The sequence below is a fragment of the Anaeromicropila populeti genome, assembly GCF_900112775.1.
In the GTDB taxonomy this organism is placed as follows: domain Bacteria; phylum Bacillota; class Clostridia; order Lachnospirales; family Lachnospiraceae; genus Anaeromicropila_A; species Anaeromicropila_A populeti.
The window spans coordinates 117,103-139,331 of sequence record NZ_FOYZ01000011.1 but is presented as its reverse complement, the minus strand read 5'-3'; the positions used below and the strand labels follow the sequence as shown (position 1 = coordinate 139,331).

Below are 22,229 nucleotides of genomic sequence, written 5' to 3'. Positions count from 1 at the left end.
TTTTTAATCCCCATTCCGTAAAATATTAAGTAACTTTAGTATTTCTTCCTGCTTTTTCTCCATTTTCATTCGTTCTGAGTCTCCCATATGATCATACCCAAATAGATGAAGCATACTATGTGCAATTAAAAAACAAAATTCTCGTTTTTCAGAATGTCCATATAAATCGGCCTGTTCATATACCTTATCAATAGAAACCACAATATCCCCCAACAATAATTCTCCTGTTTCAGGATTAAAGTATTCCAGTTCATGTTCTTCCAATGATGAAAAGTCAGAAGCCTGCTCATAATCCACCATAGGAAATGACAAAACATCTGTTTCTTTATCAATCTCTCTTGTCTCAAGATTAATCTGGTGGATGCCTTCATTATCTGTTAATAAAACATTCAACTCCACCTCATAGGGACAAGCTTCATACTGCAAAGCCTGATTTACCACTTTTTCCACCAGCTCTTCATAGGGAAATGTTATTTCTTCTGTATATTCATTCTCAATATTGATATTCATCTTATAGGTCTCCTTATAAACATAACCAATTTTTACAAATTCACACGTCTTCTAAAATATTTTTTGAATAAAACTCCTTTAAAACCTTATAGTCGAATAGTGTCAGCATAGACTTGTCCAATGTGCCATTTTTAAAGCGCATCTCCATTATTTCTGAAACTAATTTATGCGCCATAGATGGTTCCCATCGGTTGTTTTCTTTTAAATACTGAACAGATGCAAGGATACTGTCTGACAACATAACGATTGCAGACTCTTTTGTTGTTACAGCATAATTGTTCCCTTTAAGACGTCCAATTTCATGGTAGAAGCCTCCGTATTTTGCTAACGCACCATCCGCTCCAATCTGCTGTGCTGCCTTTTCTGACAGTTCTCCTACCATCACGCAATGTGCATACAAAGAAGGTGATTTTTTCTTGAATTGCACAAGCAGCGGATGATCAGGCTGAACCAACGCAGAAATTAACCTGTTTGATACTTCTTCTTGCCCATTCACACTATCTTTCTTAATCAAAAATGCAATCAGCATTATAAAGAACCCACTGATTAGAGAAAAAATATCTTCTTCCGTATATTTCACTATAAACCGCCTTGCAATTAACAACAGGGTAATATTTACAATCCAGACAGCCGCTACACCACCAGCAAAATACTTTAGATTTATCATATACCCTGCAACTACTATCATTACAAATCCTAATAAAAAATAGAACACAAATTGATCCAGATTGTATTGATTTATGATACAATAAGTGATTGTATGCTGCAAATGAAATGCTGCTGCTAAATAAGGATGAATATAACATGCAATAATGATAGAACCAATCATCCAGAAATAAAATATCAAAAAATCTTTTGACATAACTATCAGCAGCAAAGTAGTACTATAACAAATTAAATTAACTGTAAAAAATGTTCCTTGAAAAAACCGTTCATACTGTTGTAAGCCTATAGAAAAAAGAAATAAGAACAGCATTAAAATGTTCCAGAATATTACCTTCCATACCATTTCGTCACTACTTTTGAATATAAAATTCATTCCCCAAAAAATGAGGATGGATACCATTGCTGAAAGCACTGCAAACACTTCAAATGACGGAAAACCTATCTTCTTTCCAAATTGTATCATATAACATTATCCTCTTTTATTCGATTTACTTTTTTTCTTAATATGTGGATAGGTTGTTTTGTCCGTTTTATCCTCAATCTTTTTTCGCCTGTCATTCCATGCAGCTTGCTTTTCTTCATACGTATCATACGCCTTAACAATTTTCTGCACCAATGGATGGCGCACCACATCTTGATTGGTCAAGTGAGAAACACCGATTTCCTCAACTCTCTCCAGAACCTTCAAAGCCTGCTCCAGACCCGAACTGGTTCCAGCCGGAAGATCCTTCTGTGTTAAATCACCTGTTATTACAACCTTTGAGCCAAAACCAATTCGAGTTAAAAACATTTTCATCTGTGCCGGAGTAGTATTCTGCGCTTCATCTAATATAATAAAGGCATTGTCTAACGTTCTTCCCCTCATATAAGCAAGAGGTGCAACTTCAATTAATCCCTTCTCCGCATTTTTCAAATAACTGTCAGGGCCCATAATCTGATAAAGTGCATCATAAAGAGGACGCAGATATGGATCCACCTTACTTTGTAAATCACCTGGCAAAAAACCAAGCTTTTCCCCCGCTTCTATGGCTGGCCGAGTTAATATTATTTTACTGACTTCGTCATTCTTAAATGCGTTAATCCCCATTGCCATAGCCAGGTAAGTCTTACCTGTTCCGGCTGGTCCAACGCCAAATACAATCATCTTCTTTCTCATCTGGTCAACATATTGCTTTTGACCCATTGTCTTTGGTTTAATTGGGCGCCCTTGAATCGTATTGCAAATCAAATCTGAGTCAATTTCAACAATCTGAGATTCTTTATTTTCTGCTGATAATGCTAGTGCATATGTTACATTTTGTTCTGTAATTGTATTCCCGCGTTTAGACAATTCAATCAGCTGTAAAAAAACACTTTTTGCCTTTGATACATTTTCTTGATTTCCAATTACTTTCAGTTCACCATTCCTAGAAACAATTGTTACATTTAAATTTCTTTCAATTAACTTAATATAAGCATCAAATTGCCCAAAAACATTTTTTTCATGGTTCATCGGTATATCAATCATCGTTTCCACTATGCTCATCTGTTTCTAAAATCCTCCACTCGGTCTCCCGTATTCTTTTTGTTTCCGTAACAGGCTCTACAACAATTACTTCACCTGCTGAAATACAATTCTTCTGATCCATATGTATTTTAACGTGGTTTTCAATCACACTGACCCCACTTTCAACCAGCTTCTCCTGATACTGGGAATAATACATATTTGCCTTCTCTATAAGTATTTCCTTTTCATACACACTTGGAACTTCCTGATACTCTTTATACTCTTTTTTAAAAAAAGAAAATGGCAGTACAAAAGAATGTGTAAGATTAAGATTATTTTCCGTAGTTATTATATCATATTTTTTATCAATTTGTAATTTTTTAAACGGATTATATAAGTAAAGTTTTTTATGAAATAAAGAAAAACCATAAATCACTCTTTTCTTTTCTGTATAATCCTTTTTTTGATAGTGTATCGGTATACTCTTTTTATATTGATAATTTGTCTGAATGTAAATATCAGCATCTGCAATAACAGGTTCCTTTTTTATTAGTATCCCATTATCACCAACTATTTCTACAATACCAGATACTAAAATATCTCCTTTTTTCACTTCATCCCCCTTCTTTACAAGAGGTGTTCCTTGTCTCGTTATAATAGATGTAACAATTCCATCATGACTAGCAATCAAATGACAGGGTTTAGAAGCCTTTTCATAAGGTACCGGCATGTTGGTTTCCACAATTTTCAGTCGAAGCCTGGTACCTTTTATTTCTGCCGAAACCCATCCAATATCCGTATATTTCTTTCGTATGGATTCTTCTATTTCTTTACAATTTATTTTACTTATTTGTTTCCCTGGATATACATCCATTTCTTCTAAATACTGAAAAATAACATCTTCCGTATAGGTGTAATTACCCTCTAAACTAATATCCCAAATAAACAAGGATAGTGTATATAATATAATAACAAAAAAACAGGCACCAATCAAGAACCCTTTGTGTTTTAAGTATTTTTTAACAATAAAAGGCAGTCCATGACGTTCTATAATCATCGGTCTTGTTTTTGTTTTCCTTGCAATTGGCCTTATACTCCGGTATCCCATTAAAGAAATGTGAAACTGATAGCCTTTTTCTACTTTCTTTAAATTCCAGATTAATACATTGTGGTTTCTGCATAAATTAATAAATCTTTCTGGCGAATATCCATATATCATTACCAGAAGGTATCCCTTAAACCATTTTAGAAAACGTATGAGCATCTGATATCCTCCTTAACAATATTCAATTCGTATAATTTTACCAGAAATCCGCATCTCGTCATCTGTAAAATAATCAATATTAAGATGACAGCCTTCAATATGTATTCGACAGTTTTTAGCCTGTATTCGAATAATTTCACCAGTATATTCGATAATCCCCTTATAATTTTCTAAACAAAGCTGATTGTTTCCTGTTACCGTTAAAATCGGTGCGCAAGCAAGCACATCCGATGGAATTTTTAAGCTTTGAGATAATACCTCTAAATAGGATTCTCTCTCAACCTCCTGCTCCCGCTTTGATTTGTTTGAAAACTGTTTATATAATGTTTTTGCATTCTTCTTTTTAAATTCCTTATGACTAGATTTAACTTTTTGTCTCATAAATGGACCTCACCATATGATACTGTTACTATTGTATGATCATTAAGTGAAAATCTTTCCATTAAATGCTCTGTTCAAGACAGATATTTCCTATCACATGAAAAACACCCCATAAATTTGATGATAAACATCAAAATCTAAGGGGTTATTCCTGCACAATTATATTATTAATAATTATTGAAATTTACGTTTACGAGCAGCCTCTGATTTTTTCTTGCGTCTTACGCTTGGCTTCTCATAATGTTCTCTTTTACGAATTTCCTGTTGGATACCTGCTTTAGCACAGTTTCTTTTGAATCTGCGTAGAGCACTATCTAAAGTCTCGTTTTCTTTTACGATAACATTTGACATAGTCTCACACCTAACCTCCCTCCAGTTGTGTATTGTGCTTTACAACTGTTTGGGTTATTTGAATAGCACTATTAAGATTATACCATACTTTTTTCACACGTCAATAGTTTTTAGTAATTTTTTTGAAAATTGCCAAATTCTTTGTTTGAAAAGCCAAACGTACTCTCACTTTATTGATTCATATTCTTTGATTTCCGAAATGCAATACCAGCTTTCACACCAAAAAAAGCAACTGTGCCTAAAAAGACAGCTTTCACAAGATACACTAAAAATGCTGTTAAAAACCACATAACACTACCTCCTGTTTGCTAATTCTTTTAAAATATCATTCCAATCCAGGTTACATTCTACCATCAGAACCATCATGTGATAAAGGAAATCTGCAATTTCATATTTCAATTCCTCTGCTTCTGGATTTTTTGCAGCAATTACAATTTCCGTTGCCTCTTCACCACATTTTTTCAAAATCTTATCAATTCCCTTATCAAACAAATAATTTGTATAGGAGCCTTCCTTTGGATGATTCTTTCGTTCTAAAATAATATTATAATCCTCCAGTAATACTGTTAACGGATTATTGTCCTCATATTCCTTTTTCACAAGATCCGTAAAAAAGCAGCTTCGGTTTCCTGTATGGCAGGCAACACCTATTTGATGTACCTTTGCTAATATAGTATCACGATCACAATCAATTTTCAATTCCTTTACATATTGAAAATGACCAGATGTATCTCCTTTACACCAAAGTTCATTGCGGCTGCGGCTCCAATAGGTCATTTTGCCTGTTTCAATTGTCTTTTCATAAGCCTCTTTATTCATATATGCAACCATTAAAACTTCATTTGTCCGATAGTCCTGGGTAACAACTGGAATCATTCCATCTGCATTTAATTTAAACTCCTCAAAAGAGACAGCACTTTCAAACGTATTAACATCGACACCTTCCTTTTTCAAAGCACGCTTTGCCTTCATAATATCCTTTTGCTCAAAATAATTAGTAGATATACCCACTACATTCTGATAAGTACATAGGGTAGACAAATCATTTCGTATTAAACTATCTCTGATAATAACAGGACATGGAAAATTCTCCAGCAGACTATGTAGCTGTGTGGATACTGTTACATGTTTCAATAGAATTCCTCCGCAATAAAAGGATGGTGCCGCTATTTCAGCTTTTGACTGCTCAAACTCCTGTTCCGTTAACTCCAGCCAGATTTTTTCTTTTCCAAAACGATCCGCAGCTTCTATCATAGCGGCCGAACTGGTAATTATTTCTTTTTTTACAACAACCTGAGACGCACCTGTGTAAAAAGCCTTTTTTACATCCTCAAAGCGATTTACGTATAATCCAGCTATAAAAGGGATGTCAATCACCTTATTTATTTTCTTTAAGACTTTTAGAAATTCTTCTCTGGTAGCATCATCCTTGGAGTAATTGTAAATAAATAATTCATCTGCACCATTTAAGCTATAACATTGGGCCAGATTTAAAACCGAACTCTCTAATTCATTTTCTGCATTTATATAGGGAATCATTTTCGTATAACTCATTTTTTATCTCCTTTTTCGAACAATTCTATTGCCGTAGTCAAATCGATCCGGTTATCATAAAGCGGACTTTCCAGTATCACACCGTAAGCCCTGCTGTTTACTACCTGCTCAAGGTCTTTCAAGGTGTGAATTCCACCTGCCACGATAATATCCAAACCAGTACTTTTTATCATTTCCTGAATATGTTCTACGTTAGGTCCTAATTTTAAGTCTGCCCTAAGAATATCCGTGTATTCAATATTACGAACGCCTAATTCAATCATTTCCTTTGCCATGGCAACGGCATTGTAATTACTTACCTTTTCCCAGCCCTCCATTGCTACCATTCCATTAATGGCATCTATGGAAACCACAATTTTTTCAGCTCCAAAATTAGAAATAGCTTCTCGTATGAAGGTAGGATTTCCAACAGCCTTTGTACCAATTACGGCTCTTTTTACCCCAAGATTCAGGATACTTTCAATTGCTTTCATGGAGCGGATACCACCACCTACTTCAAACGGGATAGAAAGGTTTTCAATCAGAGATTTTATCGTCTCGTCATTTACAACATGGCCGGATAATGCACCGTCTACATCAACAACATGTAAAAAAGAAGCTCCTTTTTCCTGCCACATTTTCGCAACTTTCTTTGGAGAATGTGATATAATATCAGAACATTGATACTGGCTTGGTACTAACCTGACGCAATGACCATTTTTTATATTAATTGATGGAATAATCTTCATATTACCCTCCTATAAAGCTCCCTTTGTTGACAACACACCTGTGATACGCTCATCCATCCTTGTTGCTTCATCTAATGCTTTTGCGAATGCCTTAAATACCGCTTCTACAATATGATGATTATTAACACCATCCAGCATTTTTATGTGCAGATTCATACCAGAACTATAGGAAACGGCGTAAAAAAATTCTTTAACCAATTCCGTATCCATGGTTCCCAACCGTTCTACTGTTAAATCAACCTGGTAGGATAAGTATGGTCTTCCAGACAAATCCAAGGAACATAAAACTAGTGCTTCATCCATTGGCAGCATGCATGAACCATATCGTTTCATTCCAGCTTTATCTCCAACCGCTTCTTTAATGGCATTACCCAGAACAATCCCAACATCCTCTACCGTGTGATGGGAATCTACATATAAATCACCTTCTGCTTTTAATTTCATGTCAAAAAAACCATGTCTTGTAAAGCTGTTTAACATATGGTCAAAGAATCCTATTCCAGTTTCTATGGAAGCTCTGCCTGAACCATCTACAGTAAATTCCATTGTTATGTCCGTCTCGTTTGTCTTTCTAAAAATCTTAGATATTCTTTCCATAATGCATCCCTCTCATGACTATAAAGTTTCAAATCTAACTGCAATTGAATTTGCATGGGCAGTCAGCTGTTCTGACTTGGCAAATTGTTCAATATCCTTATGAATTGGTTCTAGTGCTTCTCTTGAATAGGAAATAATACTTGATTTTTTAATAAAATCATCTACACTCAACGGGCTAAAGAATTTTGCAGTTCCATTGGTTGGCAAAATATGATTGGGGCCAGCAAAATAATCGCCTAATGGTTCACTGCTGTATTCACCTAAAAAGATGGCACCTGCATTCCTGATTTTCGTCATTACAGCATAAGGATCCTTGGTCATAATCTCTAAATGCTCTGAAGCAATTTCATTGGCAACAGCAATAGCTTCTTCCATATCCTTTGCAACTAAAATATAGCCGTAATTATTTAATGATTTCTCAATAATTTCTTTTCTGGAAAGCACCTGTACAAAATTTTCTACTTCAACTGAAACCTTCTCTGCAAGCTCTCTGCTGGTGGTAACTAAAATAGAGGATGCCAATTCATCATGCTCTGCCTGAGATAACAAATCCGCTGCAACATATCTTGGATTAGCTGTTTCATCTGCAAGAACAAGAATTTCACTTGGACCAGCAATGGAATCAATGCTGACATGACCATAAACCGACTTTTTAGCGAGTGCTACAAATATGTTTCCAGGTCCCACAATTTTATCTACCTTAGGAATACTTTCTGTTCCATATGCAAGTGCTGCAATTGCCTGGGCACCTCCAACTTTATATATTTCCTTTACTCCTGCTTCCTTTGCTGCAACTAAAGTAACTGGATTTACTTTTCCTTCCTTGTTGGGAGGAGTTGTCATAATAATATGATCCACTCCTGCAACCACAGCTGGTACTACATTCATCAATACAGAGGAAGGATATACTGCTTTTCCACCTGGAACATAAACCCCTACCCATTCCAACGGCGTAACCTTCTGTCCTAGAATCGTTCCCTGAGGTGTACTGTCAAACCAGCTGTATTGTTTTTGCTTTCTATGATAATCCTCTATATTAACCAGTGCCTTGCGGATCACATCTATTAAAGCAGGTTCTACTACTGAATAGGCCTCTTCTATTTCATCTTGTGTAACTAAAATATTATCCGCATTGATTGCTGCTTTATCGAATTTTAAGGTATATTCAAAAACAGCAGCATCCTTATTTGCCTTGACATTAGCTAAAATGTCACTGACAACAGCCTCATATTCACCATAATTATTTGGGCTTCTTTTCAGCAGATTTTCCAAAATATTATCCTTTGTATCTTTTGTTAATTCAACAATTCTCATAAAAAGCTCCTTCCTATTCTATTTTGCTTCGTCCAATACCATCTTCAGATTTCTGACAATACTGGAAATCCGTTCATGTTCCATTTTCATACTTACTTCATTTACAACCATTCTGGCAGACAAAGGGCAGATTTCTTCCAAAACCACAAGCCCATTTTCTTTAAGAGTAGAACCTGTTTCCACGATATCCACAATTACTTCTGATAATCCAACAATTGGTGCAAGTTCAATGGAACCATTTAGTTTTATAATCTCCACTGTCTGATGCTTCTTATTATAAAAATAATCTTTAGCAATATGAGGGTATTTAGTAGCAACACGGATTAGCTCACCACTATGCAGAAGCTTTTCAGCTTCCAGCGGTCCTGCCACACACATTCTGCATTTTGCCATTCCTAAATCCAGTACCTCATACATTTTTCTTCCTTCTTCTAAAATAGTGTCTTTTCCTACTACTCCAATATCGGCAGCACCATACTCAACGTAGGTGGGAACATCTGTTGCTTTTGCTAAAAAGAATTTCAATTTTAAGTCTTCATTTTTGAAAATCAATTTACGGGAATCTGGATCTTTCATTTCCTCGCAGGTGATTCCTATTTTTTCTAAGTAGCTTAAAGTTTTCTTTGCAATTCTTCCTTTTGCCAGGGCAAATGTCAAATATCTATTCATACTCTCTATCCTTCCTCATAAGTTAAACTTAACTTAGCATCTCACTAATCTGGGTGATTTTTTTTCCGCCACTGGAAATATCGATTACTTCAATGGTATCTGCATCCTTCATCAGCAATATTCCGCCTATGCTTTGCCTCTTACAGTAGTCAACATAATCCACCATTTCCTTCTCATTGGACATACGCATGAGAAGCAGCTTCATTCCGCTGCCTCGGAAATGATTTGCTAAATCAATTGCCATTTTTCGATACTGGCTGTGATACAAAATTAACGTACTGGATGCCGATGCTTTATTTAATACCTTCTGCCTGGAAAGAGCTGTCATTAACTGATCAATTAGAATTACGAAACCAATGGCCTTTGCCTTTTTTCCAAATTGTTCTACTAGGTTATCGTATCTTCCTCCTGTTGCAATAGCTTCACCAGAACCATAAGATAATGCTCTGAAAATAATGCCTGTATAATAATTGTATTTGCTGAGCATTCCTAAATCAAAGGTAATGTATTCGCTAAAACCATATAACTCTAATATAGCATATAGCTTTTCCAAATGCTCAATAGCGTGTACGGAACGCTGATTTTTAATCATTTTTTTTGCGTAAAGAAGATTATCCAGATTTCCAAACAAATCTGGTAGTTTCAAAATTAGCTCTTTTAAATTTTCATCTAGTTTCTTGCTTGAAACCAATTCTTCCACACCAAATAAATTCTTTTTCTCAATAAGAACCTTTAGCTGCTCTGCCTCTTCCTGATCAAAATCTGCTTCTTCTAACAGTCCTAAAAAGAAATCCGCATGGCCGATTTCCACCTGAAATTCTTTTAATCCTGCTTTTTTCAGGCAATTTACCAACAATGCAATCATTTCTGCATCTGCGTCAGAGGAACCATCATTAAACAATTCTGTACCAAGCTGTGTTGTTTCCTTTAGTTTTCCTTGATAACTAGTATTGTTTATAAAAGTATTACCCTGATAGCATAACCGAATTGGAAGTTCTTCCTCTTTATAATATTTTGCCACACATCTGGCTATTGATGGTGTAATATCCGGGCGAAGGACTAATGTATTTCCCTCACGGTCAAAAAATTTGTACATTTCCCTGGATGCAGTAGTCCCTCTCTCTTTATTAAATATATCAAAAAATTCAAACGTTGGTGTTTGAATATCACGAAAACCGTATAATTTTATAATATCGTGTATACTTTCTTGTAAGCGGAGCTTTTGCTCACATTCGCCATTGTAGATGTCACGGACTCCTTCAGGAGTATGTAAAAGACCATGATTAAATCCTGATTCTGAAACTAAATAACTCATTATTTTCCTCCAGTTTAGTATGATAAAGTAGTAACGTGATAATTCGCTACCAATTAAAAATCTTAACTCATTATATACTATTCTTCTCTTTCCTGCAAGTCCATATTTATCATCTCTAAATAATGCACGAAAACCCCATTATTGACTGATATCTGATAATGGGGATCTAATTCCTGATACAAAAAACTTTTCCTTCCTCCGTTCTGTGCCCGGTTCCAAAATTCCAACAACTTGTTAAAGCGTAAATAATAAAATACATCTTTTCCTGAGAAATAGATTAAAATAAACGCAATTCCCTTCTGTGCTTCAAACTCAGTCATAAATTGTATTTGGTGTTCATGTATGTTTTGGATGGGAAAGCTTTCAACCCCGCACTCCTTTGCGTCAAAACAAATGGGTATCCCTTGAACCACGCCAATATAATCCACCGTACTCTTTTGTTCAAAATAGGCTAATGTAATATGTCTGTTTTCCTGATCAATTTTAATTGGCTTAATGGGTGTAGGTACTTTTTGAATCAGTGCAAGTTTGTTTTCTCTGTACTTTGTGTTGGTCAAATTTATCAGTTCTTCTAATGTGGAACCTCTTAAGCCTCTGGAATTCCAAGATGGCATAGTATCCCTCCTACAATAATTGTTCTATTAATTCCTGAAAATAGTCTGGAACCTCTGCTGTAATGGTTTGATTAGACAATCCCTCCAACGTTCCTTGTATCTCTGGAAAGTGAACCTCATAAGAATGTAATAACTGATGTTTCAACTTGAATTGCTTTCTTAATATATTATTTGTCGGAACGTCACCATACTTACCATCACCGATAATGGGATGTCCAATGCTTTTCAAATGTGCACGAATCTGATGAGAACGTCCTGTAATCAGCTTTACCTTTAGTAATGTAAACGATTCACTACATTTAACAGGCGTGTACTGGGTTTTAATATAATCGGCACCGTCAGCAGGTGTTACCGATACCGTAACCTTGTTATGACTATGATTTTTAACCAGGTAGCCTTCAATACTAGTGCTTTCCGTCACCTTACCTTTTACAATGCATAAATAATATTTATCCATATCCCGCTTTTTAAGCATAGCTCCCATTTCCTGCAAGCCAGCCAGTGATTTTCCTGCAATAATAATGCCACTTGTGTTTCGATCCAAACGATTACAAAGTCCTGGATGAAACAATTCCAAATCCTTTTGTGTCAGCTGCCCTGTGCCAAGCAAATAGGCAATTACCTGTTCGGTCAGGGAAATATCATCTACCTGTGCCTTTTGTGACAGTACTCCTGCCATTTTATTAATGAAAAGAACATGCTCATCCTCATATAGTATTTCAAAATCTGAGGAACAAGAAATAATATTTCTTTCACATGATGCCTGACGAAATTTTTCAATAGTCTCCTCGGCCATAAAGAACTTGATTGAATCGTTCTGTACTAATTTTTCTGACCCTTCCGCCTTCTTCCCATTCAATGTGATATTTTTTTTACGGAGCATTTTATACAAAAAACTCTTGGGCGCTGCATTTAAGTATTTTTGAAGAAGCTTATCCAGTCTTTGTCCTGCCTGATTTTTATCCACAATAATTTCTCTCATACTATTTCCTCAAATTCTATTTATTGCTAACATACAATTAATGACATTAAGTAGTCTTTCACCTGTTTTTTTTCCTCTACTGGTATATCTTTTGGCTCTAACTTTCCCATTTCCTTAATAAATTCTCCTTCATCCTGGTATAAACGGAACGAATAGCTATAGCCCCAGTTTCGGATGCCTTTTCCTAAGTATTCTTCTATATACTGGACATTCTGATTTGGTTTTCCCACTAATCCAATCACAGTACCATCTGTTTCTGCCAAAAAGGACAGATTCATAACCTTTTCGGTAGAAGTAAATACTAAATCCGAGTACAACATAACCCCTGGCTTACAAAGACCATCTATTTTCTTATAATTCTCCTCTGAAACATCTTTATAAGGCGCAAGAATTAGAAAGCCTACTGCTGCTTTTGCAAATGGCAGTGACATAAGCATTGCCAGTACACTCCCCATATTTTTGGGAGACATGTGATTTGTCAGCAGTCCTATTACAAAAATACCTAATCCTGTCAAAACATAACTTCCCATTGCTATCAGGTACCTTCTCTTTCGATAGGAAATAAAGCCATGCTCACCTTTCTCTTTTTTCTTCCATACTTTTTCGCTCATCTATTAACACTTCCTTACTTATTCTGCTTTTTCTTTGGTTTCCCATGCGTACTGCGGATTGTTTTCTTCTTTTTCTTATTCTTATCAGAAAAATTCCTTACTTCCGCTTTAGGCTGAGTCTCCAGTTTTCTCGGACGAATCAGACATTTTTTGTCGAACCCAATTAAGTCAGTACGATGAGCTAATCTCAATGCCTCCACAACTAATTCGTAGTTTTTTGGATCTCGGTACTGAATTAACGCACGCTGTAACCGCTTTTCGTGTGGATTCTTTGGTACATACACCTTCTGCATCGTCCTGGGATCAAGTCCTGTATAATACATGCAAGTGGAAATGGTAGACGGTGTAGGATAAAAATCCTGAACCTGCTCTGGCATATATCCCAAATCCCGTATATATTCAGCCAATGCGATTGCTTCCTTTAATGTAGAACCTGGATGGGAGGACATTAAATAAGGTACTATAAACTGTTTTTTATCCACCTTCTCATTCACCCGTTTATATGCTTCACGAAAGCTCTCATAAACAGCATTTTCAGGCTTTCCCATCAACTGAAGAACGGAATCACTAATATGCTCTGGTGCAACCCGAAGCTGTCCGCTCACATGATGCTCACATAACTCCCGCATAAATACAGCATCTTTATCTGCCATTAAATAATCAAATCGGATTCCAGAACGGATAAAAACTTTTTTTACATTAGGAATGTTTCTAAGACGCCTTAAAAGAGTTAAGTAATCTTTATGGTCAATCTTAAGGTTTTTACATGGCTTAGGAAATAAGCATTGTTTGTTTGTACAAACTCCCTTTGACAGCTGCTTCTCACAGGAAGGGTGTCTGAAATTAGCGGTAGGACCACCCACATCATTAATGTAACCTTTAAAATCTTTATCCTCTGTTAATAGTACTGCTTCCTTAACAATAGACTCATGGCTTCTGGTTTGCAGAATTCTTCCCTGATGAAAGGTTAATGCACAAAAACTGCATCCTCCAAAGCATCCTCTATTACTGGTAAGGCTATATTTCAACTCACTAATTGCTGGAATTCCTCCCAACGGCTCATATACTGGATGATAGTCCCTTGTATACGGCAGTGCATAAACATCATCCATTTCCTGCTGGGACAAGGGTGGCGATGGTGGATTCTGAATAATATATTCCGTCTCTTTATAGGGTTCTGCCAAACATTTTCCTGTATAAGGATCCGTATTTATATATTGCAGGTAAAAGCTTTTTGCATACTGTTCTCTGCTGGCTGTAATTTCGTCAAAGGATGGCAGCATTACTGGTTCATATACCGTTTCCAGATTTTTCGCCTTGTACACAGTGCCTTTTACAAAAGTAATATCAAAAATATCGATTCCTGCCTGTAATGCATCTGCTATCTCTACTATGGAATGTTCTCCCATACCATAAGAAATCAAATCGGCCCCTGAATCCAGTAAAATGGAACGTTTTACTTTATCACTCCAGTAATCATAATGTGCCAGCCTTCTCAGACTGGCTTCAATTCCACCAATTATGACAGGTGTTTTTTTATATACCTTACGGATTAAGTTACAGTATACAATCGTAGCCCGATCTGGTCTTTTTCCAATGACCCCTCCAGGAGAATAAGCATCCTGACTTCTTCTTTTTTTCGAAACACTATAATGGTTTACCATGGTGTCCATGTTTCCTCCACATACCAAAAAGCCAAGTCGTGGTGTTCCCAGTATCTGAATGGAGGACTCCTTCTTCCAGTCTGGCTGAGAAATAATTCCTACCTTATAGCCATGTGCTTCTAATACACGGCTGATAATGGCAGGCCCAAACGATGGGTGATCCACATAGGCATCCCCAATAATATAAACAAAATCCAATTGTTCCCATCCACGTTTTTTCATATCGTCTCTGGATATTGGTAAAAAATCTAAGTTCATAATTTCCTCTTTACTCATAGTATTGTTTTAAGTCATGAAAAGAAGAAATGTAATAGTCAGACAGCTTCTTCTTTTCTTCTTCTACCGCCTTTGAAAATTCATCGTATATGGCACATACCTTCATTCCAGCACTTTTACCTGCTATGATTCCTGGAACCACATCTTCAAAAACAAGACAGTTCTGTTGTCTTACAGCAAGTTTTTTCGCTACAAACAGGTAAATATCAGGTGCTGGCTTACCTTTTCCTACCTCACAAGAGGTATGTATTTCATCAAAATACGAAAACAAATCTCTTTTCTTTAAAACCAGTTCTGTCAGCTCCAGTGAATTACTTGTTGCAATACCCGTTTTAATCTTTTGTTTTCTTAAATATCTGAGAAAATCAAAAACTCCCTCTTTTACAGGAACTTCATTCTCATACTTATCCCATGCCATCTGATTCCAGTCATCCTTTATCTTGTCCACACTATCAGGGATGTTAAAATGTTCTTTGAAAAAAACTGCTGTTTCCGAAAAGCTCATGCCTTCAATCTTTTTTTGCAAATCTCCTGGAAGTTTAATTCCATAACGCCCTAAATATTCAATGTCAATATCCTTCCACATCCACATGGAATCAATCAATGTCCCATCCATATCAAAAATAACTGCATCTATCTGTTTTAACATGCTGCCCTCCCTTGTATAAAATGCCTATTTATCCTTTAATAAATCAAGTTCTTCTTGAGTCAGTTCACGGTATTCCCCTAAGGCAAGCGTGTCATCTAAGCATAATTTTCCCATTTGAATTCGTTTTAAATAAAGAACCTCTTTACCAATTGCTGCAAACATTCTCTTTACCTGGTGAAATTTCCCTTCAACAATAGTAAGTTCCACCTGGGAAACCATGTTCTTTTCTAAAACCGTAAGCTTTGACGGCATTGCAAAAAATTCGTCCTCTACCTGAAATCCTTTGGCAAAAAGCTGAACATCTTCTTCCGTGACTTCTCCCTGAACTTTCGCAAAATATATTTTATTCACATGCTTCTTCGGAGATAACAGCTGATGCGCCAGTATGCCATCATTTGTTAATAGTAGTAAGCCTTCTGTGTCCTTATCCAATCTTCCCACTGGAAATAAATCCTTCCGTACTGCATCCTCAACCAGATCAATCACCGTTTTGTCTCTCTTATCCTCCGTTGCCGACACTACCCCAGATGGTTTGTTCAGCATAATGTATTCAAACTTTTTGTATGCTACCACTTCATCTTGAAATAACACCTGATCCTCCTGAGGATTTATTTTCATTTCTGGTTTTCTTGCAATTTCGCCGTTCACACTAACAAATTTTTTCTTAATAAACTGCTTTACCTCAGTCCTGGTTCCAAAACCCATTTCACTCAGAAATTTATCCAGTCTCATATTTGACATTAAAACAACCTCCAGCCTGGCAGATATTTATTTTTCAGTCTTCCCTTAGAAGCCTTACCCCAGCCAACTGGATAGCCCTCTACTAATAAAAGCTGCCAGCCTGCCAAAGACTCATCCTCAATTTCAATGGTTTCACCCTTTAGATACTTGGTTAAATTAATATCCGTCCAGCTGAAATTAATACATTGATCATACTCTTCCTTTTTTAACGCCATAGCCAGTGACTGACCTGGCTCAAAGCGGTCTTTTTTCAGTTCTCCCAAATAAAGGCCTTTTCTTAAGATCCGCATTCCCTTTAAATCTGGAATAGCATCTGGAACTAAATACACCTTTTCTCCAAATATCTCATAATGCCTGTCCCTCATATTCCACGTTACATGTGTAAAAAAATCCTCTAATTGCTTTGGACACTTTTCCTTGCGAATCACTTCTCTTTTGACAGAAACATCTTGTCCGCCATCTTTACGCACCATCGCAATAAAATGACCCTCGCCTTTTATTTTATGTGGCCATAGCCGAACCGTCTTCTCTAATTCTTTTCTTTCACTCAAAATCCATTCAGGTCGTCCCTTGTCAAATCCATCTCGAAAAGGGATTTCTTCTACCTGAAAATCAGGATAGTTTTTCAAAAGATACTCAATACTTCCTTCATTTTCTAAAGGTGAAAAGGTACAGGTGGAATATAGCATAGTTCCTCCTGGTTTCAGCATTTTTACAGCTGCATCTAAAATAGACAGCTGAATCTTGTGAAAAAATTCCGGCCCTTGCTTTTCCCAACTCTTTATGATAGCTGGATCTTTTCGAAACATTCCCTCTCCTGAGCAAGGAGCATCAATTAAAATTTTATCAAAGTATTCAGGAAACACTTTACACAGCCGTTCAGGCGATTCACTGAGCACAGCACCATTTGTCACGCCGAACACTTCAATATTTTTCAACAATGCTTTTGCCCGGGAACTGGAAATATCATTTGAAATAAGGACACCCTGCCCTTGCAGCTTAGCTGCCAACTCGGTACTTTTACCACCTGGTGCAGCACACAGATCCAGCACCTTGTCACCAGGTTCTACTGGCAGCAGAGAGGCTGGCGTCATAGCACTAGGTTCTTGAATATAATAAAGTCCGCCATAATAAAAGGGATGCTTCCCTGGCTGTTCTTTTTTGTTATAATAAAATCCATTCTGAATCCATGGAACTGGTTCTAAAGCAAAGGGGCTAATCTTTTCAAAATCCTCTTTTGTAATTTTTAATGTATTGACACGAAGTCCGGCATAGGAAGGCTTTGAAAAACTGTCTAAATAATCTTCAAATTCCTCCCCAAGTAATGTATTCATTCTGTCTAAATAGCTCTGTGGTAACTTCAAAATCTGCTCTCCTTTTCAAACATTCCTTTCTATTTCAAACTCTGTGCCCGATATCCTTCTGAAATAATATCCAGTTCCTTATTGAACCGCTCTAACTGGGCCAAGTCTCCTTCTTTATAAATTTTAAAGAATTCTGTCTGTATTTTAACAACCTCACGTTTATTCGCAACCTTATAAAGATTTTGAATATTCGTCAGTATATCTGCTACAATATTAGCCTTAATACGGAAAGAATTCTGTGCATCCATAATTTCTCCGCGCACCGAAGACATTTCCTGATCTAATACAATAATTGCTTCTGAAGCCGTTAATAATCGTTCTCTAATATGCGCCGGCATGTTTTCTTTATACTTGTATTGCAGGGAATGCTCCACTGTAGCCCAGAAATTCATTGCTAAGGTACGAATCTGAATTTCTGCCTTAATCGTCTTTGGTCCCCGCAAGGTCTGGATGGTATAAAACACAATCATATGATAACTGCGGTAACCGCTTTCTTTCCGGTTATTAATATAGTCTTTCTCACTTTTTATTTCCATGTCATTTCTGCTCTTAATCAAATCCACAACCTTATTAATATCCTCTACAAACTGACAGATAATACGTATTCCAGCAATATCGTCGATTTTATCCTCTATATCCTCTAAAGAAATATTTTTTTTCTGAGCTTTTTCTAAAATACTTGAAATTGTTTTTACTCTTCCGTTAACTTGTTCTATTGGAGAATACCCGCCCGCATTACGGTATTCATTAATAATATGATTAAACTTTACAACCATTTCATCAACTGCTAATACGTAAGGATCTAATATTTCTCTCCATAATTGTATTTCCATAATAACCTCTCCTCAATTTAACGCATACAAAACCATTATATCATATGTGGTCAAGATTTGTTATAAAATTTTTTCTTTTTCCCCTCAAAATATTTTAAAAGAAAGTAGGGATTTACACTCATTTCTTCCCCTTGGTAATCAATATATATTCCCAAGTGAAGGTGTACATCAAACTTACCAACTGTACCTTCTACCTTACTGTAGCCGCTATCACCCATATAGCCAATTACCTGCCCGGCTTTTACCGTATCCCCTGTATCAATGCCATCCTCATACCGGTACAAATGTGCATAATAAAAATAGGCGCCAGCAGGACTTCTTATTCCAATCCGGTAACCTCCCTGTTCCAGCCACCCTTTCTTTTCTACCACTCCATCTGTCATACTGATTACTGGGAAATACCCTCTCAAGTTATTGCTTGCCATAATATCGGTGCCTTCGTGCTGTCTTTTTCCTCCATACGTTCTTTCTCCTAGCCAGGAATCCTCAAAATTCGTAGTCGCTTTCCCTGTAATATCTTCTGGCACAGGAAAATATTTAATATCAGACAAAATTATTGTATACATATTTAAATATTTTTTATAAACAGCTTTACATGGTCCATACTGGTAGAAGAAAGAAGTGGGTACTGATTCATTTTCTGATGCCAGACAAAAAGATCCCGACAACATTCTTTCTGTAAGCTTTTGCATAAATATTGGACTGCCATATTGATAAGCGGTATCGTATTCTGCCAAAGCATCTTTTTCCATATGTAGTACGCGAAATCGCTCTATATCATCTGCTTTTTCATAAAACTGTAAACAATCTGTCACTAATACAGTCCATATAACCAGACCAAAAAATAATGTGGTCTTTACTATTATTCTTTTTAACTTCATGAACATACTCCATTAGGTATTAACATATTATATATATGACCCAATTATGAAAAATATTCATATTTCAAAAAAATTACTGATGAACAAAAAAGGGTTTTTATGTGACAGGCACTATCCTGCCACATAAAAGAATACACTCTATTGTACTGCTTTTCCGTTACTGTCTATCCAAAAATAAAATCATGCAATGCATCCCGATTTTTATCTGCATCCTCTAAAATCAATACTGACATACCACGAATGTTTGCATTTTGATAGCCATTATCAATAGGAACCCTCATCGTTTGTAATTCATCTGGATGCATCGTAACAATCAGCGAAATGTATTCAATTAAATCTGCTTTTGTCCTATCTGTTGTCACAAGAGATAAGATATCTGGAAGCAAGGCAATCAGTTCTACTGCGCTCTTTTCTTTGTATTTTTGAAAGATAGCCATAAGAACATTTCTCTGACGGCTAGTTCTTCCAAAGTCATTTGCTTCCGTTTCTGTGGAAACATATCGGATTCGTGAATACCCAAGCGCCTGATTCCCATTTAATATCTGGGTTCCTACTATCACATTTCGATAGGCTGGGTTTGAAATATAATTGGTCCTATTAAGATAAGCAGCCTCTTTTTCAGTTAATGTAATTTCCACTCCCCCCAACTGATCAATCAACTGTTCAAAGCTTTCAAAATCTACTTTAGCATAGCCGTCAACAGCAACTTGAAAATTTAATTGGATTGTTTCTACTAATAAAGGCATCCCGCCATTATGATAAGCAGCATTTAATTTATTATCACTGTACCCAGGGATCTGGACATAAATATCCCTCATCAGAGAAGTAATTTTTATTGCCTTCTGCTTAACATGTAAGGTGACCAGCATAATAGAATCTGTCCTCCCTCTGCTTTTTCCAGCGCCTATTGCTTCCTCACCTACCAGTAAAAAGTTATAAACCCCCTCCTGACGTCTTGCGCCATCTTGCTGTTCCCACACAACATCCTCTGGACTCAGTTCATCCAGTTCTTCTGCTCCATCGTCCTGCTCAAAAAATTCTTCTTGCAATGGAGTGTCCTCTTTTTTCTCATACTGGACACGATTGAGCAGGTAATTGGCATAAATTGCACCTGCAACCCCAATGCATACTGCAACAGCACTTACCACAAAAATAATTTTAAGAATAGTTTTTTTATTTTTCATCACTCATATGCACCTTGCAGATTTCATTTAATATTGCTATAACATAGTCATAAATTCGGACAGTAGATGAAATGGATAATTTCTCATTTGGAGTATGAATGTCATAAATATTTGGGCCCAGTGATATCATATCAAGCTCAGGCATTTTCTCTAAAATCACACCACACTCAAGTCCTGCATGAACAACCTCTACTCCCACTTCCTTTGCAAACATTTCCCGATAGGTTTTAATACAAATTTCTCGTAATTTTGAATTACTTTTATATTCCCACCCTGGGTATTCTCCTTTTTGTGAATACGTACCACCTAATGTTTCAGTTAGAAACTTCAACTTATCTCCTATATAATTTTTGTATAAGGAAACAGAACTGCGAACCGAATAAGAAAAACAAACGATGTCCTCTTTTGTCACAATAATGCCCAAGTTCAAAGAGCTTTCTACTAGCCCTTCAATATCGCTGCTCATTCCCTGAACTCCATTTGGTGTAAATAAAAGCATTTGCAGAACCAAATGAAAACTATGTTCTGAAAAAATCTCACAGGCACTAGAACTCTCTTCCATCTGAATCGTAATTTTTAAATCTGGTTCATTTTTCTTATATTCTTTTCCATATACTTCAGCCAGCATTTTCACAGCATCCTCAATCTGCACCTTTTGTTCCTGTTCAACCATGATTTCTGCAAATGACTCTCTTGGAATTGCATTATCCTTTAGTCCTCCCCAAATAGATATCACTTGAAAAGAAACGAATTTTTGAAGCTGAAATAAAAGTCTTCCCAATAAAATATTACCATTTACACGTTCTTTATTGATTTCTATACCAGAATGACCACCAACAAGTCCTGTTATGGCTATTCGAGCCTTAATTCCTTCCGCTGGTTTTTTTTCTATAGGAATACAACAGTTAGAACGCATACCTCCAGCGCAGCCAGCAATTACTTTCCACTCCTCATCTGAATCAATATTAAGCATATACTTTGCTTCTAGATCACTAACATCAAGTGCAACAGCACCTTCCATTCCGATTTCTTCATCTGTGGTAAAAACTGCTTCTAATTTTGGATGCACCACATCCTGACTGTCCAAAATTGTCAAAATATATGCCATTCCAATTCCATCATCGCCGCCTAATGTAGTTCCGTTAGCATAAATATAATCGCCTTCTATCTCTAACTCCAGTCCCTCCTCTGTAAAGTCATGCTTTGTATCATAATTTTTTTCACAAACCATATCCATATGTGCCTGTAACATAACTGCCGGACAGTTTTCCTGTCCTTTAGAAGCTGGTTTTTTAATGACGACATTGTATTCTTTATCCTGTTTATATTCCAGATTATGTTCCTTTGCAAATCCGACCAAAAAATCACTGATCCCCTTATTATTCTGAGAACCCCTTGGAACATTACTAATTTGTTCAAAAAAATAAAACACTTTTTTATAATCTATTTGATCCAAAACCATTATAAACTCCTCCATTCAAAGAATAGTATAATCACAATACATAATTTCTATTTACCTATACAACGATTTTCTGGAAAACCAGAAATTATATGCAAAATAGAAAAAGGCTGTTATTCCTAAGCAGCCCCTTTGT

At 36.3% G+C, this 22,229-nt stretch carries 23 protein-coding genes; all 23 read right to left on the bottom strand.

All coding sequences use genetic code 11. The annotated features are described in order from the left end of the window. Positions 1 to 3 precede the first annotated feature (3 nt). Positions 4 to 510: an rRNA maturation RNase YbeY gene (gene ybeY, locus BM305_RS14315; RefSeq protein ID WP_092562112.1), complete on the bottom strand. Its 507-nt coding sequence runs from the start codon at positions 508 to 510 to the stop codon at positions 4 to 6. A 40-nt stretch (positions 511 to 550) separates the two neighbouring features. Further along, on the bottom strand, positions 551 to 1,639 hold the full coding sequence (locus BM305_RS14310; RefSeq protein ID WP_092562110.1) for an HDIG domain-containing metalloprotein: 1,089 nt from the start codon (positions 1,637 to 1,639) through the stop codon (positions 551 to 553). A gap of 6 nt (positions 1,640 to 1,645) precedes the next feature. Then, complete coding sequence (locus BM305_RS14305) at positions 1,646 to 2,701, bottom strand: PhoH family protein (RefSeq protein ID WP_092562107.1); 1,056 nt, start codon at positions 2,699 to 2,701, stop codon at positions 1,646 to 1,648. After that, the gene (yqfD, locus tag BM305_RS14300) at positions 2,676 to 3,926 is read right to left on the bottom strand and encodes a sporulation protein YqfD (RefSeq protein ID WP_092562104.1); all 1,251 of its coding nucleotides are present in this window, start codon (positions 3,924 to 3,926) and stop codon (positions 2,676 to 2,678) included. The genes BM305_RS14305 and yqfD overlap by 26 nt, the downstream gene beginning before the upstream one ends. A 12-nt stretch (positions 3,927 to 3,938) precedes the next feature. Continuing rightward, positions 3,939 to 4,307 carry a YabP/YqfC family sporulation protein gene (locus BM305_RS14295; protein WP_092562101.1) on the bottom strand — a complete coding sequence of 123 codons (369 nt, stop codon included), beginning with the start codon at positions 4,305 to 4,307 and terminating at the stop codon, positions 3,939 to 3,941. Between the two features lie 174 nt (positions 4,308 to 4,481). After that, positions 4,482 to 4,658, bottom strand: a complete 177-nt coding sequence (gene rpsU, locus BM305_RS14290) for a 30S ribosomal protein S21 (RefSeq protein ID WP_092562098.1) — start codon at positions 4,656 to 4,658, stop codon at positions 4,482 to 4,484. A gap of 294 nt (positions 4,659 to 4,952) precedes the next feature. Further along, positions 4,953 to 6,212 (bottom strand): bifunctional phosphoribosyl-AMP cyclohydrolase/phosphoribosyl-ATP diphosphatase HisIE, encoded by a 1,260-nt coding sequence (hisIE, locus tag BM305_RS14285; protein ID WP_092562095.1) that lies wholly within the window; start codon positions 6,210 to 6,212, stop codon positions 4,953 to 4,955. Then, complete coding sequence (locus tag BM305_RS14280; RefSeq protein ID WP_092562092.1) at positions 6,209 to 6,940, bottom strand: 1-(5-phosphoribosyl)-5-[(5-phosphoribosylamino)methylideneamino] imidazole-4-carboxamide isomerase; 732 nt, start codon at positions 6,938 to 6,940, stop codon at positions 6,209 to 6,211. Before BM305_RS14280 ends, hisIE begins: the two co-directional genes overlap by 4 nt. Before the next feature lie 9 nt (positions 6,941 to 6,949). Further along, positions 6,950 to 7,537 carry an imidazoleglycerol-phosphate dehydratase HisB gene (hisB, locus tag BM305_RS14275; RefSeq protein ID WP_092562089.1) on the bottom strand — a complete coding sequence of 196 codons (588 nt, stop codon included), beginning with the start codon at positions 7,535 to 7,537 and terminating at the stop codon, positions 6,950 to 6,952. 18 nt (positions 7,538 to 7,555) lie between these two features. Then, a complete protein-coding gene (hisD, locus tag BM305_RS14270) occupies positions 7,556 to 8,851 on the bottom strand; it encodes a histidinol dehydrogenase (RefSeq protein ID WP_092562086.1) in 1,296 nt (431 codons plus the stop codon). An 18-nt stretch (positions 8,852 to 8,869) separates the two neighbouring features. After that, positions 8,870 to 9,520 (bottom strand): ATP phosphoribosyltransferase, encoded by a 651-nt coding sequence (hisG, locus tag BM305_RS14265; protein ID WP_092562083.1) that lies wholly within the window; start codon positions 9,518 to 9,520, stop codon positions 8,870 to 8,872. Positions 9,521 to 9,548: 28 nt separating this feature from the next. Continuing rightward, positions 9,549 to 10,835, bottom strand: a complete 1,287-nt coding sequence (gene hisZ / locus BM305_RS14260) for an ATP phosphoribosyltransferase regulatory subunit (RefSeq protein WP_092562080.1) — start codon at positions 10,833 to 10,835, stop codon at positions 9,549 to 9,551. A gap of 77 nt (positions 10,836 to 10,912) precedes the next feature. Then, positions 10,913 to 11,449: a Holliday junction resolvase RecU gene (locus BM305_RS14255; RefSeq protein ID WP_092562077.1), complete on the bottom strand. Its 537-nt coding sequence runs from the start codon at positions 11,447 to 11,449 to the stop codon at positions 10,913 to 10,915. A gap of 10 nt (positions 11,450 to 11,459) precedes the next feature. Then, positions 11,460 to 12,431, bottom strand: a complete 972-nt coding sequence (locus BM305_RS14250) for an RluA family pseudouridine synthase (RefSeq protein WP_092562074.1) — start codon at positions 12,429 to 12,431, stop codon at positions 11,460 to 11,462. A gap of 26 nt (positions 12,432 to 12,457) precedes the next feature. After that, entirely contained in the window at positions 12,458 to 13,042 is a 585-nt protein-coding gene (locus tag BM305_RS14245; RefSeq protein WP_092562071.1) for a hypothetical protein, read from the bottom strand. 14 nt (positions 13,043 to 13,056) lie between these two features. Beyond that, positions 13,057 to 14,964 carry a YgiQ family radical SAM protein gene (locus tag BM305_RS14240; protein ID WP_092562068.1) on the bottom strand — a complete coding sequence of 636 codons (1,908 nt, stop codon included), beginning with the start codon at positions 14,962 to 14,964 and terminating at the stop codon, positions 13,057 to 13,059. 10 nt (positions 14,965 to 14,974) lie between these two features. Continuing rightward, positions 14,975 to 15,631, bottom strand: a complete 657-nt coding sequence (locus tag BM305_RS14235) for an HAD family hydrolase (RefSeq protein ID WP_092562065.1) — start codon at positions 15,629 to 15,631, stop codon at positions 14,975 to 14,977. A gap of 24 nt (positions 15,632 to 15,655) precedes the next feature. Continuing rightward, positions 15,656 to 16,372: a pseudouridine synthase gene (locus tag BM305_RS14230; protein WP_092562062.1), complete on the bottom strand. Its 717-nt coding sequence runs from the start codon at positions 16,370 to 16,372 to the stop codon at positions 15,656 to 15,658. Continuing rightward, positions 16,372 to 17,736 (bottom strand): RsmF rRNA methyltransferase first C-terminal domain-containing protein, encoded by a 1,365-nt coding sequence (locus BM305_RS14225; protein WP_092562059.1) that lies wholly within the window; start codon positions 17,734 to 17,736, stop codon positions 16,372 to 16,374. Before BM305_RS14225 ends, BM305_RS14230 begins: the two co-directional genes overlap by 1 nt. A gap of 29 nt (positions 17,737 to 17,765) precedes the next feature. Next, the gene (locus tag BM305_RS14220) at positions 17,766 to 18,569 is read right to left on the bottom strand and encodes a GTP pyrophosphokinase (RefSeq protein ID WP_092562056.1); all 804 of its coding nucleotides are present in this window, start codon (positions 18,567 to 18,569) and stop codon (positions 17,766 to 17,768) included. Between the two features lie 50 nt (positions 18,570 to 18,619). Beyond that, positions 18,620 to 19,450, bottom strand: a complete 831-nt coding sequence (locus tag BM305_RS14215; RefSeq protein WP_242940552.1) for a M23 family metallopeptidase — start codon at positions 19,448 to 19,450, stop codon at positions 18,620 to 18,622. Between the two features lie 164 nt (positions 19,451 to 19,614). After that, the gene (locus BM305_RS14210; protein ID WP_092562053.1) at positions 19,615 to 20,634 is read right to left on the bottom strand and encodes an LCP family protein; all 1,020 of its coding nucleotides are present in this window, start codon (positions 20,632 to 20,634) and stop codon (positions 19,615 to 19,617) included. Continuing rightward, positions 20,624 to 22,096 carry an aminoacyl-histidine dipeptidase gene (locus BM305_RS14205; protein WP_177214739.1) on the bottom strand — a complete coding sequence of 491 codons (1,473 nt, stop codon included), beginning with the start codon at positions 22,094 to 22,096 and terminating at the stop codon, positions 20,624 to 20,626. Before BM305_RS14205 ends, BM305_RS14210 begins: the two co-directional genes overlap by 11 nt. Between the last annotated feature and the right edge of the window lie 133 nt (positions 22,097 to 22,229).